At 46.0% G+C, this 15,903-nt stretch carries 13 protein-coding genes and 1 pseudogene; 7 read left to right on the top strand and 7 right to left on the bottom strand.

The window, feature by feature from the left end:
- The first annotated feature begins 273 nt into the window (after nt 1-273).
- Nucleotides 274-1,956, top strand: coding sequence for a helix-hairpin-helix domain-containing protein (locus ACYVI9_RS08155; RefSeq protein WP_460763147.1), 1,683 nt, complete (start codon nt 274-276; stop codon nt 1,954-1,956).
- Between the two features lie 29 nt (nt 1,957-1,985).
- On the opposite strand, the gene ACYVI9_RS08150 is transcribed toward ACYVI9_RS08155, so the two are convergent.
- Together ACYVI9_RS08150 and ACYVI9_RS08145 are read right to left on the bottom strand one after the other, a co-directional pair.
- Nucleotides 1,986-2,462 (bottom strand): DUF3276 family protein, encoded by a 477-nt coding sequence (locus ACYVI9_RS08150; protein WP_460763144.1) that lies wholly within the window; start codon nt 2,460-2,462, stop codon nt 1,986-1,988.
- A gap of 199 nt (nt 2,463-2,661) precedes the next feature.
- A complete protein-coding gene (locus ACYVI9_RS08145) occupies nt 2,662-4,500 on the bottom strand; it encodes an ABC transporter ATP-binding protein (RefSeq protein ID WP_460763142.1) in 1,839 nt (612 codons plus the stop codon).
- A 135-nt stretch (nt 4,501-4,635) separates the two neighbouring features.
- Between ACYVI9_RS08145 and ACYVI9_RS08140 the strand changes: the two genes are divergently transcribed.
- The gene (locus ACYVI9_RS08140; RefSeq protein ID WP_460763139.1) at nt 4,636-5,829 is read left to right on the top strand and encodes a hypothetical protein; all 1,194 of its coding nucleotides are present in this window, start codon (nt 4,636-4,638) and stop codon (nt 5,827-5,829) included.
- A gap of 28 nt (nt 5,830-5,857) precedes the next feature.
- On the top strand, nt 5,858-6,547 hold the full coding sequence (locus tag ACYVI9_RS08135) for an ROK family protein (protein WP_460763136.1): 690 nt from the start codon (nt 5,858-5,860) through the stop codon (nt 6,545-6,547).
- A gap of 48 nt (nt 6,548-6,595) precedes the next feature.
- Here ACYVI9_RS08135 and pepT read toward each other — a convergent pair whose 3' ends face one another.
- Together pepT and ACYVI9_RS08125 are read right to left on the bottom strand one after the other, a co-directional pair.
- Nucleotides 6,596-7,849 (bottom strand): peptidase T, encoded by a 1,254-nt coding sequence (gene pepT, locus ACYVI9_RS08130; protein ID WP_460763134.1) that lies wholly within the window; start codon nt 7,847-7,849, stop codon nt 6,596-6,598.
- 136 nt (nt 7,850-7,985) lie between these two features.
- On the bottom strand, nt 7,986-8,441 hold the full coding sequence (locus ACYVI9_RS08125) for an FKBP-type peptidyl-prolyl cis-trans isomerase (RefSeq protein ID WP_460763131.1): 456 nt from the start codon (nt 8,439-8,441) through the stop codon (nt 7,986-7,988).
- A 203-nt stretch (nt 8,442-8,644) separates the two neighbouring features.
- Here ACYVI9_RS08125 and fmt point away from each other — a divergent pair, with 203 nt between their 5' ends.
- Nucleotides 8,645-9,601 carry a methionyl-tRNA formyltransferase gene (fmt, locus tag ACYVI9_RS08120; protein WP_460763129.1) on the top strand — a complete coding sequence of 319 codons (957 nt, stop codon included), beginning with the start codon at nt 8,645-8,647 and terminating at the stop codon, nt 9,599-9,601.
- 95 nt (nt 9,602-9,696) lie between these two features.
- Here fmt and ACYVI9_RS08115 read toward each other — a convergent pair whose 3' ends face one another.
- A complete protein-coding gene (locus ACYVI9_RS08115; protein ID WP_460763126.1) occupies nt 9,697-11,508 on the bottom strand; it encodes an SH3 domain-containing protein in 1,812 nt (603 codons plus the stop codon).
- Nucleotides 11,509-12,472: 964 nt separating this feature from the next.
- Between ACYVI9_RS08115 and ACYVI9_RS08110 the strand changes: the two genes are divergently transcribed.
- Complete coding sequence (locus ACYVI9_RS08110) at nt 12,473-13,537, top strand: type IV toxin-antitoxin system AbiEi family antitoxin (RefSeq protein WP_460763124.1); 1,065 nt, start codon at nt 12,473-12,475, stop codon at nt 13,535-13,537.
- Here the strand turns inward: ACYVI9_RS08110 and ACYVI9_RS08105 are convergent.
- Nucleotides 13,530-13,955, bottom strand: a pseudogene (locus ACYVI9_RS08105) (RNA-guided endonuclease TnpB family protein); the annotation flags it as partial. The gene ACYVI9_RS08110 and the pseudogene ACYVI9_RS08105 sit on opposite strands and share 8 nt — an antisense overlap.
- A gap of 1 nt (nt 13,956) precedes the next feature.
- Nucleotides 13,957-14,142, bottom strand: coding sequence for a transposase (locus ACYVI9_RS08100; protein WP_460763121.1), 186 nt, complete (start codon nt 14,140-14,142; stop codon nt 13,957-13,959).
- A gap of 161 nt (nt 14,143-14,303) precedes the next feature.
- Between ACYVI9_RS08100 and ACYVI9_RS08095 the strand changes: the two genes are divergently transcribed.
- Both ACYVI9_RS08095 and panD read left to right on the top strand, forming a co-directional pair.
- Nucleotides 14,304-15,194: an inositol oxygenase family protein gene (locus ACYVI9_RS08095; RefSeq protein ID WP_460763118.1), complete on the top strand. Its 891-nt coding sequence runs from the start codon at nt 14,304-14,306 to the stop codon at nt 15,192-15,194.
- A 360-nt stretch (nt 15,195-15,554) separates the two neighbouring features.
- Nucleotides 15,555-15,899, top strand: a complete 345-nt coding sequence (panD, locus tag ACYVI9_RS08090) for an aspartate 1-decarboxylase (protein WP_460763115.1) — start codon at nt 15,555-15,557, stop codon at nt 15,897-15,899.
- Nucleotides 15,900-15,903: the final 4 nt, after the last annotated feature.

Genomic DNA, 15,903 nt, shown 5'->3' with positions numbered 1-15,903 from the left:
GGCAGCAGCTAAGAAAAAATAAGTATAAGCATTGCTTTATAACTTTTACAAAACCTCCGGTAACGGGGGTTTTTTTATGGGTCTGAAAATCTGTAATTTCCAGAGGACGCCATCCATTTTTTTTTAATATTTTGCAGTTGCCGCATCGCAATAGGAACGCCGAAGCGCCACCTGCTGCACCTGCGAGGGAATTTAAACAATTGATCTTTTATTTCGGATTAGATTAAGCGCCGGTACCGACCCTGCTGCCGCCATCCGATAAACATTCATAAAATGGAAAATGCTGCGATAGCCGAACAGTTCTCACTTCTATCTAAATTACTGGACATTCATGGAGAAGACCCCAATAAAGCCCGATCTTATTCGATTGCCGCCTTTCAGATCGACAGACTGGAACAACAGCTTTCAGCAGATGACCTCAGTCCTTTAAACGGGATCCGGGGTATCGGTAGTTCGATCCGGGCGAAAGTCAGTGAATGGCTGGAGACCGGCCGGATACAGGAGCTGGAGGATTTGTTGAAAACGACACCGGTATCCATTATTGAAATGCTCCAGATAAAAGGATTGGGGCCGAAGAAAATCCACACCGTCTGGAAGGAAATGGGGATCAGTTCCATCGGAGAACTTGAATACGCCTGTAACGAAAACAGGTTAGAGCGTTATAAAGGTTTTGGTCCCAAAACACAAACCAATGTGCTGGAAGCCATTCGATTTTACAACCAGAACCTGGGACATTTCCTATATGCCCAGATTGAAGCCATATATCCACAGATTCTGGCTTACCTGCAGCAACTTTTCGGCACGGATCAGGTATTGGGTACGGGTGACTTTCGCCGGCAATTACTGACCATAAAAGAGTTGGAATTTATAGTCCAGGCAGATGCGGCACTGATCCAAAAAAAGTTTCAGTCGCAGTACCCACCTGAGCTGGTCGAAGAAAATTCCGATTCCCTGCTGTACAAGCTTAACAACGGCCTGAAGCTTCGGCTTTATATCACCACAGGAAACAAATGGGCCGCCCAGTTCTTAAAAACCGCCAGCATGGATTTTATAGATGCATTTATGGGGGATAATGACCGGGCCGGTTTTGATATCCGGAACTTCGAGTCTGAGGAAGCGATATTCCGGGAGGCCGAACTGCCCTATATCCCTCCTTTCCTGAGGGAAAACCGGGAAATCATTACCAGGGCAAGGGCCGGGGAGCTTCCCCAGGTGATACAGTTGACCGATATCAGGGGAATGATTCATAACCACAGTAACTGGAGCGATGGCCAGCATACGATTGAACAGCTTTCCCAGGACCTGATGAAAAAAGGTTTTGAATACCTGGTCATCAGTGACCACTCCAGATCTGCGGCCTACGCCAATGGACTGACCGAAGAACGGGTCCTGGCACAGCAGGCTTTTATCGATCAATACAATCTTGAGATCGCCCCATTTAAAATTTTCAAAAGTATTGAAAGCGATATATTGAATGACGGCCGGCTGGATTATAGCGATGAAATCCTGAAGACTTTCGATTTGGTCATTGCCTCGGTGCACAGCAACCTGGCAATGAATGAAACCAAAGCCATGCAGCGGTTGATTACAGCTATTGAAAATCCCTATACGACGATTCTGGGTCATCCTACCGGCCGGTTATTGCTCAGCAGGAATGGCTATCCGCTGGATCATGAAAAAATAATAGATGCCTGTGCGGCCAATCGTGTTGTGATTGAAATCAATGCCAACCCGCACCGTCTGGACCTGGACTGGAAATGGATCGACTACGCCCTGAACAAAGGCGTGCTGCTTTCCATAAATCCGGATGCACATAGTATCGAAGGACTGTATGATGTCAAATATGGTATATGGGCAGCGCAGAAAGGTGGACTGATCGCACCTTCTAACCTGAGCAGTTTTTCACTAAAAGAACTGGAGACCTATCTCCTAAATACAAAAGCCGCTAAACAATAGCGGCTTTATCTTTTGCAATTTATTTTTTTTTACCATTTGTCCACTTCCTCGTGATTCGGTGTTGTGGTATCTTCACCTGAAGTTTTCGGTTCCAGATTTTCTACCAGCTTTTCATCATTATCTGCTTCTTCCAGTGGTGCCGGATTTTCTTCCACGATGGTAGGTTCAGGAGCCACATATCCGCCGGTCGGTGGGATGGACGCATGTTCATCATCAAATTCATGGTTGAAAGCATCAAAATCAAAATCAGGCATCAAATCGGTTTTCACAAAATCAACCGCATCGTTTAATGCTTTGATGAATTTGTTGAAATCTTCCTTGTACAAAAAGACTTTATGACGATCATAACCGTTGTCATCAAATCGCTTGCGACTTTCCGTAATGGTCAGGTAATAATCGTTTCCTTTGGTGGACCTTACATCAAAAAAATAGGTTCTTCGTTTACCGGCCCGCAACCTTTTACTATAGATAGCATCCATTTTTTTTTCGTTGTTTCCGTTCTCCACTTTTTGTTATTTTGATTTAAGATGATTAAACAAATATATGTATGTTTTTCAAAAAACCATAAAATCCCCAAAAATACTTCAGAATTAGGAAATCACGCCCAAAACCTTGCCGAAAGGCCTGGTTACGGTAAAAATCCCTGTTAATTTTTCAATGTCATTCACCGCATCAAAGCCCTGAAACGCTTTACTGCATTGGATTTCAGAGGTCTGTTGAACTACCTTTCTGCTGCTGTCGGTACAAGCGGGCGTACATGCCCTGTGGTCGTTGCATGAGCTGCTCATGTGTACCACTTTCGGCAATGCGCCCCTCATCCATCACAATTATCTGATCATAGCTCAGCAGTGAAAATACCCGATGGGTGATGATCAATGCGGTTTTACCGGTCAGATAGGCATCCAGCCGGCTCATGATTTCTTTCTCAGTCTTGGCATCAACGGCACTCAGACTATCATCAAAAACGATCAGTTCTGGCTCTTTAATCACTGCACGCGCAATCGAGACCCTTTGCTTCTGCCCCCCGCTTAAAGTAACACCACGCTCCCCTACCAGCGTGTCATAGCCCTGGGCAAATCCTTCAATTTCCTGATCAACATCCGCAATCTTGGCGGCCTGTTGCACCAATGGACGATCGGCTGCGGGCATGCCAAACCGGATATTGTTTTCGACGGTATCGCTGAATAAAAAAACATCCTGAGGCACATAACCAATTTGCCGGCGAAGCGCAGACAGTTGGATGGTACGAATATCGATTCCATCCAGCTGTATCTTACCGGCGTCCGCATCATACATCCGCAATAATAACTGGGCCAGGGTGGTCTTGCCGCTACCCGTGCGACCCGTGATGGCGATCCGCTGACCTTTTTTGATTTCCAGTGTAAAATTATCCAGGGCTTTTATGCCGGTATCAGGATAGGTAAAACTCACCTGTTGAAAAGAAATCTGACCCTGGAGTTCAGGATTAACCGCCCTGGCATCGTCCGTAATTTCCGGTTGCATGTCCAGAAACTCATTGAGTCTTTTCTGAGAAGCAGACGCTCTTTGAATCATACTGGCTGTCAGGCCAATGGCGCTTACAGGAAAGGTCAGCATATTGACGTATACGATGAATTCAACAATGGTACCCAGCGTAACATCATGTTGATGATTGATATAATAGAGCCCCCCGACCATGATGGTCAACAGGGTGCTGACGCCGATCAACAGATTGATGGCGGGAAAATATATGGCTTCTGTCCTGGCCAGACTGACAGCATTCTTTCGGTAATGCTCTGTATTAACCCTGAAAAAACGCAGCATCGACTGCTCCTGTACAAAAGATTTGATCACCCGGATCCCTGAATAAGATTCCTGGGCATTGGTGGTCAGATCGCTTAGTGCTTCCTGAATCCGTTCACTTTTCCGATGTATGGTACTGTTCACCCAATATATGATAAAGGCCAGTATGGGCAATGGCACCAGAACATAAAGCGTAAGTTGCACACTGCTCTGCAGCATAAAGAAAACACAAAACGCGATAACCGAAACCAGATTGACAATATACATAATGGCGGGACCCGTAAATATCCGCACGCGGCTCACGTCTTCGGCGATCCGGTTCATCAGATCACCTACATTATGCCGCTTGAAAAAAAGGCTGTCCATTCGCTGATAATGCTGATAGACTTCGTTTTTCTGATCATACTCGATATGGCGGCTCATGACAATAATGGTCTGCCGCATCAGAAACATAAAAAAGCTACGCAACAGCGCCAGCAGCAGAATGATGATGCTGGCGATGATCACCATACGGCTGATACTGCCATTGTCTGCATCTATATACGAAATAATTTTCCGCACCAGAAAATCATAGCCTTTCCGGCTTTCTTCCGGTGGTACAGCAGACAGGGCCAACGACCGATCCACATCATTGATGATAAAACGCATCAGCTGGGGGGACAAAACATTAAAGTAGTTGGATAGGATTACAAATAAAACGCCCGCGCTCAACCGCCACCGGTATTTTACAAAATACTTGCTTAATGCCCGCAAATGCTTCATTGTTGCAAGGTAGGGTTTCTGGGCCGAAAAAACGATTCAGCCCGACGGGTGAAACTACTGCAGGTCCGGAAATTATCCTTGCGCTCAGGCCTTTTCAATTCCCCTGAATTTCCTATCTTGTAGTAAAGAAAATTTATGATCCCGGCATTACGACAGGCCTACAACGACCGTTTTACACAGGAAAAATATCAGGCATTCCTGCGGGACCTCAATCAGGCACATCAACCCCTGCAATTCCGGATGTCGGAAACTCCCGTATTTGTTCCCCGGGATTTCCGCGACCAGATGTTCAGCGCCTGCGAAGCCTTCGTGGACCTGATAAAGCGCCCGGATTTTAAGCATCAAACACAGGGTGCGATCCCGCAACGACTCCACGTGCCGGATGAAGACGGCTATCCGCAATGTCTGGTTTTCGACTTTGGCGTTTGTCGAAATGCGTCTGGTGGGCTGGAACCCCAATTGATCGAAATGCAGGGCTTTCCTTCGCTGTTCGCTTATCAGGTGCTGGTAGATGATGTTTTCTCGCGGCATTTCGTGACACCGCCGGGTTTCAGCAGTTACCTCAGCGGCCTGGATCGCCACAGTTACCTGACGATGTTTCGGAACCTGTTGCTGGGTGGACAGGATCCCGAAAATGTTATCCTCCTGGAGATCTTTCCACATCAACAGAAAACCAATGTCGATTTTTATTGTACACAGAATTTTACAGGTGTACAACCCGTCTGTATTACCGAGCTGATCAGAAAGGGCAAGCAGTTGTTCTATACAAAGAACGGCCGGACAATCCCGGTCAAACGGATTTACAACCGGGTCATCTTCGATGAACTCTTGCAACAGTCTACTGAAGTACAGCAACAGGCTTCCCTGTTATTTGAACCACTGGATCTGGAATGGGTGCCCCATCCCAACTGGTTCTATCGGCTGAGTAAATATACACTGCCGTTGATCAGCCACCCGTTTGTTCCGCAAACATGGTATCTGGATCAATTGGAATCATTACCGGCAGACCTGGAAAATTACGTGCTGAAGCCTTTATTTTCATTTGCAGGACAGGGCGTCGTTATTGACCTGACGGCCGAAGACATTGTAGCAGTGAAAGATCCACAGAACTGGATCTTACAAAAGAAAGTTGAATATGCGCCCGTGATTGCTACTCCGGATGGGACAGCCAAAGCCGAAATCCGGATTTTCTATTTCTGGGAAACCGGCGCAGACAGGCCGGTTCCTGTCAACAGTCTGGCCCGGCTGAGCAAAGGAAAAATGATCGGCGTCCGGTACAATAAGGATAAACCATGGACAGGAGGCAGTTTTTGTTTGTTTGAAAAATAGTATCTTACAATTCTCAAAAAGCGCAGTTATGGCTATAACCCTGGCGATCGATATCGGTGGTTCAAAGATCAAGGCTTGCACCCTGAACAAGAATGGCAGGATCCTTCAGGATTATATCAAAACACCCACGCCAAAGCCTGCCACACCACCACGGGTTATCGAAGTCATTAAACAACTCACCGGCGACTTTAAGTATGACAGAATCTCCACCGGATTTCCCGGATATGTCAGAGACGGTATTGTACACACAGCACCCAACCTGGATTCTGGTTTGTGGAGTGGTATCAATTTTGCCGAAGAACTGATGCTGGCGCTGGGTAAACCTGCCCGCGTCATAAATGATGCCGATCTGCTGGGTTTGGGCTGTGTGAGTGGTAAGGGTTTTGAAATGATGGTCACATTGGGAACGGGGTTCGGTACAGCGACCTATCTTGATGGGATCGTCTTACCACACCTGGAGATTGCGCATTTCCCTATCCATAAAGGAAAAGACTATGATCATTATATCGGGGAAGCCGCCTTTAAAAAAATTGGCAGGAAGTCCTGGAACAAAAGAATGATATACGTGTTCGAAATTCTGAAGACCGTCTTTAACTATGACCGGCTCTATATCGGCGGGGGGCTGGCCAAAAAACTGGATTTTCAACCTGATGAGAATATGATCATGGTTACCAATATCGAAGGTATTGACGGTGGCGTTAAACTCTGGGAACAGTAATGTAGGGGTTTTTCCAGCAGGCCGACCCCGCCGAACGACCCTTCCGCACTACCCGGCCTCACCTTCCGCCCAGGCCTGTACCAGTTGTATCAGTACATCGACGGAACGTTGCATATCCTGCAAACTGACATATTCCTGTTTGCCATGGAAGGCCATTTCTCCGGTAAATATATCGGGACAGGGAAGCCCCATAAAAGACAACCGGGAGCCATCGGTTCCCCCACGGGCACTGGATTTTTTAAACAGCACCCCGCTACGCTCCATTGCCGTTCTCACATGGGTTTCGATTTGTGGAAACCGGCTGACCACTTCCTTCATATTCCGGTATTGTTCGCTGACCGCAAATTCATACCTGGCACCCGGATAATCGGCAATAGCCTGTTGGGCGAGCGCTTCCAGCTGTTGTGCATACAAGGCGAGTTTCGGCGTATCGAAGTCCCGGACGATAAACCGGACAGTCGCTTTCTCCGCCCCTCCGTCCATACTAACGGGATGCACAAATCCTTCCCTGTCACTGGTAGTTTCCGGACTTAAACGGTCCCCTGGCAGCAGCTCCATAAAATGCGACGCTACTTTGAGGGCATTGACCAGTTGTCCTTTCGCATAGCCCGGATGTATACTTACACCATGAAAGTCCACCTGAACGCCATCCGCACTGAAAGTTTCATCCGTATAGCTGCCCAGTGGTCCGCCATCCAGGGTATAAGCAAAGTCGGCCCCCAGTTTTTTCAGATCTACATGATCAACACCTCTGCCGACTTCTTCGTCCGGCGTAAACAGGATTCGAATGGTTCCGTGTTTGACCTCGTGATGGGTCTGCAGATAATGGGCCAGATCCATAATGATAGCGACACCGGCTTTATCGTCCGCACCAAGTAAAGTCTTTCCCGAAGCAGTAATAATATCATCGCCTGTTTTCTCCTTTAAATAGGGATGCTGCTGCGGTGAAATCACTTGTGCAGGATCATCCGGCAGTTGAATATCTCCTCTATCATAATTAGCATGAACAATGGGTTTTACCCCTGCGCCGGAACAATCCGGAGATGTATCGACATGACTGCAAAAACAGATCACCGGCACATTTTGATCAGTATTGGATGGAAGCGTAGCATAGACATATCCATAGTCATCCAGATGGGCATCATTGAGGCCCAAATCCTGTAACTCCTTCACCAGGATGCGACTGAGGTCTTTTTGTTTTTCGGTAGAAGGGAAACTGACAGAAAAAGGATCGCTTTGGGTATCGATGGTAACATATTTTAAAAACCGCTCGCCGACGGTATAATGGTAATCCTGGCTCATTGTTGAAAAGTTTCAATTGGATAATGCATCTTACGGGGCCAAAACTACAAGAAAAAAGGCTGAAAGTCCATCGTCAGAGACGAAGTTCTTTCAACCTTAAGGTATCTGGCAGTTCCGGGACACCGGAACCAGATAATTACGGCGTAATAATCAATGGGCTGCCACCCTCAATCGCAACCAGTTCCAAATCAAATACCAGGTCTTTGCCCGCCAGTGAATGATTGGCATCCAGTGTAATGCTGTCATCATTGATTTTAATAACCACTACCGGAAACTGCTGACCGTTCTGATCACTCATCGCCAGCTGCATCCCTTCCTGCACTTCCATATCCTCTGGGAAGCGGTCTTTAGGCATATCAATCACCATGTCTTCCCGGCGCTCGCCATAGGCTTCGCCTGCAGGAATTGTGACGGTTTTCTTTTCCCCTACACTCATTCCGGTTACGCCGTCATCAAATCCTTTGATCACCATGCCACTGCCGACTTCAAACTCCAGCGGATCTCTTCCTTCCGAGCTGTCAAATGTTTCACCCGTGGTGAGTTTTCCGTGGTAATGAACTTTCACCTTATCACCTTTTTTAACCTGTTGCATTGAATTCGTTTTATAAATTTTAATGTAAGACAGCCCTGATTTGCCGTCTGTTAAACTTCCAGGGAATAGGCCCTAAAGGCCGAAGGTAGCCCTTTTCAACAGCGCATAAAAGTTTTTGGAGCTTTTTTATGATTTTCAAAACTGTCACCCTGAAGATTTTACCGCTTCGCTAATTTATTAAAAAAAGCCGCGATATTCGCGGTATGACAACAGAGGATTACAGAGATTTGCGCATTGTTTTTATGGGAACCCCGGAATTTGCAGTCGCCAGTCTAAGCGCATTATTGGATGCGGGCTGTCGCGTCGTAGCAGTGATTACTGCCCCGGATAAACCTGCCGGCCGGGGCATGAAACTCAGTCAGAGTGCGGTGAAACAATTTGCCCTGGAACAACAGTTTCCTGTCCTTCAGCCCATAAAATTAAAGGATCCTGAATTCCTGGAAGCCTTACAGGCATTTCAGGCAGATTTGCAAATCTGTGTGGCTTTCAGGATGCTGCCGGAAACCGTCTGGAACATGCCCCGATTGGGTACGATTAACCTGCATGGCTCCCTCCTGCCCCAGTACCGGGGCGCTGCACCGATCAATTGGGCGATTATAAACGGTGAACAACAAACCGGTGTCACTACTTTCAAATTAAAACATGAAATAGATACAGGCGACCTGCTGCTTCAGCAAACCATTCCCATTGCGGAGAATGATACTGCAGGAACTTTGCATGACACCATGAAAGATATTGGCGCAACACTGCTGGTTGAAACGGTACAGGGCCTGGCAAAAGGGACCATACAGGAAAAAGCACAAATCCTGCCCGAAGCTGTCCCCGTGAAAACGGCTCCCAAAATATTTACCGAGACCTGTCAGATCGATTTTAACCAATCACTGGAGAAAGTGTACAACCTGATTCGGGGTTTGAGCCCCTATCCTGCCGCATTCACTTTTCTGGATGGCAGGAAACTTAAAATTTTTATAGCGGAAAAACATAACGGGCATCCCGCGATCGCCGCTGGCGCCTATCAGACTGATGGAAAGACCTTTCTGCGTTTTGCCTGCAATGATGGCTGGCTGGACCTGAAGGAACTTCAGCTTGAAGGGAAAAAAAGAATGCCGGTTACTGAATTTCTAAAAGGCTATCGTTTTAATCAAGACAGAAAGGTCTAAGCCTCCTGATCCGCTGACCTATAGCCTGGCCGGCACTAGTCTGGTTGGCGGCAGCTGAAAGCATCATTTTTACAGGTCAGGATCCATTAACCTGATCAATAGGTTACATCCACCTGAAAGCGCGCCGACTTTCCCAATCCCAGTTTATTGGCTGCTGCCTCGCTGATCCTCAGATCGAAATTATCACTGTATTTGACGCCCTGCATTTTGCCGAGCACTTTGGCATAAACGATTTTCTGATTGGCTGGATTGGTGAGTTTCACGATGGTACCGGTAGCCACATTGTCCATTAAAAGGTAGTACTGACCATCTGACCAACCGCGATCGGTCTTGAATATTCCGGAATTTACAGTTTTCTTTTCGGTCAGGTTGGGATTGGTACCTGCTGCATAAGCTGCAGCAAAATAACCCTGTTCTGCAGTTGCAGCGGGTGCAGGGGCTGGCTGATCCGCCGTAATTTTCTCCTTCACCACCGCGGTCGCCTGCTTGTTTTCTTCCTGCCGGCGCTGACTTTCAGTGGACCCGCCTTCGCCAGCGGTCATGAATCTGGAGGCGATATAACCGCGGGTACCATCAGCGCCGACGATTTCACTCCATTCCTGGTTCACCTGCTGCAAGACGATAACCTGATCATTCAGCTGGGCCACACCTACAACGGTTTCCTCGGTAGATGGCCCTTTGCGTATATTGATATTTGTTCCAGAAATCACTGCCTGGGATGTATGCGAACTGGGCGCTACCTGCACCGGCCGGGTCACGGTTTGTTCCTTGGGTTCAGGTTGGCTGGGTTTCGAACCCGGTGCCGCAAGAAAACGGGAGACCATATAACCTTCCGTACCATCAGCAGTCCGGATCTGACTCCATTCGCTGTCTACTTCCCTGAGAACGGTAACCTTATCATCGGGCTGGCCGACGCCTACCACCGCATCGTCCGTGGAAGGCCCTTTACGTATATTGATATTTGTTCCCGAAATCACCGCCGGCTTTCCCTGAACTGCCGCCGGACGTTTTTTTTCTGTACTGCCGGATTCGCCCAGAAACCTGGAAGCAATATAGCCTTCATTTCCATCGGATAAACGGATCTGACTCCAGGCTTCGTCCACTTTTCTGAGCACTTCTACTTTATCATCGGTCTGTACCGTACCAACGATCGCATCATCGGTGGATGGTCCCTTGCGGACATTGATATCCGAGCCGGTAACGATTGCCGTTATGGTTTTTGCAGCGGCTTTAGTTGCTTTCCCTGTGGATCCTGATTTACCCAGGAACTGCGCCGCAATATAGCCTTCGGTGCCATCGGCCAGACGTATCTGCGTCCATTCGCTGTTAACCTTCCGGATTATTTCCACTTTGTCCTCCGCCTGGCCAGTTCCCACGACGGCATCATCCGTTGAAGGTCCTTTCCGGATATTGATATTTGAACCGGTAATAACCGCTGTCGCCACCGCTTTCTTATCCGCTCCCGAAGGACCGGAGCTTTTTAAATATCCGATCAGCAATTCCTCCCCTTTGTTGACATTGCTACCGCTGATCTTATTCAGGGATTTCAGTTCCTTAACGGTAAGCCCCTCAAATAAATTGCTGATGCTTCCCAGGCTCTCTCCACCCGAAACGGTGTAATATACCGGAGAACTGGTCTTTTTTGCAGAAAGGTTGGCTGCATTGAGCGGGACCTTTACCTCTTGGCCAAGTAGTAGTCCCTTGTCACTGGCAAATCCATTGGCTGCCGCGATCTCACTGACTTTTACATCATAATATTTACTCAGGCTGTACAACCCCTCTCCGGACTGGACCTTATGGATGATCACACCATTCTTCCCCGATTTCTCGGCCATCAGTTTTCCGGCCTGGGCATTACCTAAAAAAGCTAAACAAACAAATCCTGCCAATAAAATTGTATACTTCATATCAAATCCGGTTATAAGTCCTGCGAATTTACAATATTTTCCGGTCCAGATTTCAACTCTGGTGTTATTAACCCTTATTTCGCAGGTTAAAAACTAAAAGAGCCCCCGATATCCACAGGGTGTGGATTAGAAGCTCTTTGTAGTTTCACCAAAACGAGTGAACTTGAATGTATTTCAGGTGTAGTCTGACTGCTAAAAACAGTTATGAGGATTTTTCAACACCTCATGCTTCCGCAAGTCATGCTGCAGGTCATAATCCGAATGGACCATTTATGTACCCGAGCTCCTTTAGGTTGTACAGTTCTGCATTGATTAACGGCCTTGTTGCGTCTCGCCGTTGCTCCAGGGATAGAAATTCGTTCATTCTGCGGATCCTTCTCTGGACTGGAATCATACGTCCATTCTGCTCGGTCCGCTCCGGATAGTAGAATCGGTAAGAAATGGCCCAGGGTCCCGTTTAGCAATGACTTACCACAGGTCTTCCAGTTTTTTAAGAAACCGACAGGGGACTGAACCAACAACCGTTGGACAAATCAATTTAATTTTAGCACTTAATTTGTGACTGACTTTTGTGACAGTTTACAAACAATAGGGGCAATTGGAAGTATTTTACAAAAATGGATACCGTTATTATGCCATAGTTACCTCAGATAAACAAAGCAGCCCGCTTCGCTGCATTGAAACATACAACCAAAGAGGTTGTGATGGGGCGCACCATTTTAAAGAACCAGACCATGATTTTAACTTTTCCAAAATGGCCTTCGATAACATGGAGATCAATACCATTTATCTGTATGCGATGTTAGTCTGTGATTCTTTATTCCAGAAAGTAAAAAATGCGTACGCTGAACAACTGTCTTTTGTAAAGCCGGAAATGCGCCTCAGTAAAATCCAAAATATTTAGCGAAATTTGTTCACTAATTACAGCTGTTCACGTTTCAGTGAACGTGACAATTAAATGAACATGAACGAGCAGGAAATCATATACTTGGCTTTGGAAAACCTCCAGAAAAATGTCCAAATTCAGGGCAAGTGGGAAGCATTTGATCACGGGGAACCGGATGGACAGATTATTCTAGATATTGCCGATCAACCCGTTAGGTTTTACGTCGAAATAAAAAAAGAATTGCGGAATCATGATTTACAGCAGATGACTGCATTTAACCAGCAATACAAACCATTCATGGTGGTGGCTACCCGTCTGTTCCCTAAAATTAAGGAAGAACTCAGGCTTAATAATATCGCCTACCTCGAAGCAAATGGTAACCTCTTTCTTAAAAACAAAGATACTACTCTATGGATCGATACCAACAAGCCGTTAAAAACATATGAAAAAACTGGCAACAGAGCATTTACAAAGACAGGTTTAAAAGTAATGTTCCTCTTCCTACTAGACGAAACATGGATCAACAGACCCTACCGTCAGATTGCAGGACACACAGGTACGGGTATTGGCAACATCACCAATATTATTAAAGGCTTAAAGCAGGAAGGTTTCTTACTACCCCTGGCTAAGAATGAATACAAACTGAACAACAAAAGAGAATTGTTGAACAAATGGGTAACCGCGTATGATTTGAAGTTAAAGCCGACCATTAAAATGGGCACATTCCGGTTTTTAAAAGAAGAAGATTTCACTAACTGGAAAAATCTACCTATACGAAATGGCAAAACATGGTGGGGAGGCGAACCTGCCGGTGATCTACTTACTTTTTATCTGCGTCCGGCTGAACTGACTTTATACACCACAGAAACAAGGAACGACTTGATAAAAAACTATAGGCTCATTCCGGATGATACAGGCAACGTGCAGATTTATCAAAAGTTCTGGCAGTATGATAATGGGAATGATAATGTAGTTCCGCCATTACTGGTTTATACAGATTTGATGAACAAAGGAGACAGAAGATGTACTGAAACAGCACAAAAGATTTACGATGAGTTCCTACAAAGTGAACTACCCATTGGCTTAAGACCAATGGGCTTCGGACTTCAACGCCTTGCGCTTCTTTTCAGAAGTCTTATTTAAGGCTCCGCCCGTGTAATCGGAGAGTTCCGCCCATGATTCTTATTCCTTCTTCAAGGATATTTTTACTTGCATTGTAGTCCCTGTCCAAAATATGTCCATTTGGACAAGTCCACTGTCTTTCCGAAAGATGTAGGTTCTGATGGATATAGCCACATTCGTTACAGGTTTTTGAAGATGGATAGAAGCGGTTGATTTTAATTATTCGCTTATCGTTCCAACTTGCTTTATATTCAAGTAACTTGACGAAAGACCCCCAGCTTGCATCTGCAATATGCTTTGCAAGTTTATGATTTGCCATCATTCCTTTCACGTTCAAATCTTCCAGACATATGATATCGTACGCATTGATTATCTGTGTAGATACCTTATGTAACAGGTCAAGCCTGGTATTGGCAACTTTTTCGTGTATTGCCGCAACTTTAAGCCTTTTGCCTGTTTCGGCTACTTGAGCCCTTTACCTTTCTTGAAAGGTGTTTTTGTGCTTTTGCTAACTGATTTTCATATCTTCTTAAATGATAGTTGTTTGTAAACCTTATGCCATCGGAAGTAACCGCAAGATCTTTAATTCCTAAGTCAATGCCCACCTGTTTTTTTGTTGGCTTCAAAAGTAGTTCCCTGAGATAGGTTGTCCTTATCTATTCTCATAATAGGGACATTCGGCAATGGAGGCTCTGATTCTATTTTTTGCATTAAACTACCCCATTTTTTCGAAAATTACCGTAAGTTTGAAATAGCCATTTGATTCATCATCCTTAAACCCTGAAATATGCCGGCCAATTCAAAAAATTTTTCAGTAGAAGAACGCCGTCCGCTGACCAGTCTCGACGAATGGGAGGACGCAGTTTTAGAACGCTATCCTGACCCGGATACCATCGCTACGTCAAAATCCAAAGAAGCCTATAGGAATTACGAGGAACCCACCAGAGACACTGTCCAGGAATTCTATCGCTTGAATCATACCTATCAGACTTTTGATTTTGTTCAGGCCAAACGGGCAGATTACCTGCGTTTTAATAAGAAAGAAATGCCGGTCTGGGATGCATTTGATTTTTTAAATCAGCTGGTAGATGATTCCGACCCGGATACGGACCTCGACCAGTTTCAACACCTCCTGCAGACGGCTGAAGCCATCCGCAGCGACGGCCATCCGGACTGGATGGTACTGACCGGCCTGATGCATGATATGGGCAAGGTACTCTGTCTGTTTGACGAACCGCAATGGGCTGTAGTAGGCGATACATTCCCGGTGGGATGTCCCTATTCTGATAAAGTGGTATATCCCGGATATTTTAAAAACAATCCTGATTACAGCGATCAACGGTATCAGACCGGCACCGGTATCTACGAACAGGGCTGCGGCCTGAGAAATGTCTTTATGTCCTGGGGCCATGATGAATATGTCTACCAGATGTTGAAAGATTATTTACCGGAATCCGGTCTTTATATGTTGCGTTATCATTCCTTTTATGCCTGGCACCGGGAAGGCGCCTATGCGTATCTGCTCGATGATCATGACCGGGAGATGTTGCAATGGGTCAAATTATTCAATCCTTATGACCTCTATTCCAAGAATCCGGAACCGCCGGATTGGAAAAAATTACAACCTTATTATGAAGCCCTGGTAAAAAAATACCTGCCGGCCACATTGAAATTTTAAAGCAGGCATCCAAAGCCAGGCAGTGCATGCGTCCAAGGTCTTGCCCGGTCCTGGAAACGCCTTCGGATACCCTCCTGTTTTAGGACCGGCCTTCCTGCTATGGCCGCAATGCAGTACAGCATACATTTAATTTAATTTAAATAAAAGTCCATTACCCTCATGTCTTTCAATAATTTATACAAAACTATTGAAGCCCTGAAAACATATTTGGCCGGAGCCGGTCCGATCTAAAATTCGCCCTGGAGTAAGGGATGGCGGCCATGCTGCCAGACATTGTCTGCATTAATTGCCACTGAACATTTGAAGCATCGATATGTTATAACGAACTGAAGTTGGACCAAATGTTTAACTTTGTACGCTATGCAGATAGAAATAATGAAGTCCAAAATTCATCGGGTAACGCTCACCGAAGCCAATCTGGATTATATGGGAAGCGTCACCATCGACGAAGACCTGATGGATGCAGCCGGCATTATAGAAAATGAGAAAGTGCAGATTGTCAATGTGAACAACGGCGAAAGACTGGAAACCTATGTTATCAGAGGCAAGCGGGGCAGCGGCACCATCTGCCTGAATGGCCCTGCTGCAAGAAAAGGCATGACCGGCGATATCATTGTAATTATTGCCTATGCACTGATGGATTTCGAAGCGGCCAAAACTTTTCAACCTCAGGTCATTTTTCCGAAAGCAGGTAATAAACTATAGAAAA

Source organism: Niabella terrae (assembly GCF_054783135.1).
This window is presented reverse-complemented; position numbering and strand designations above follow the sequence as displayed.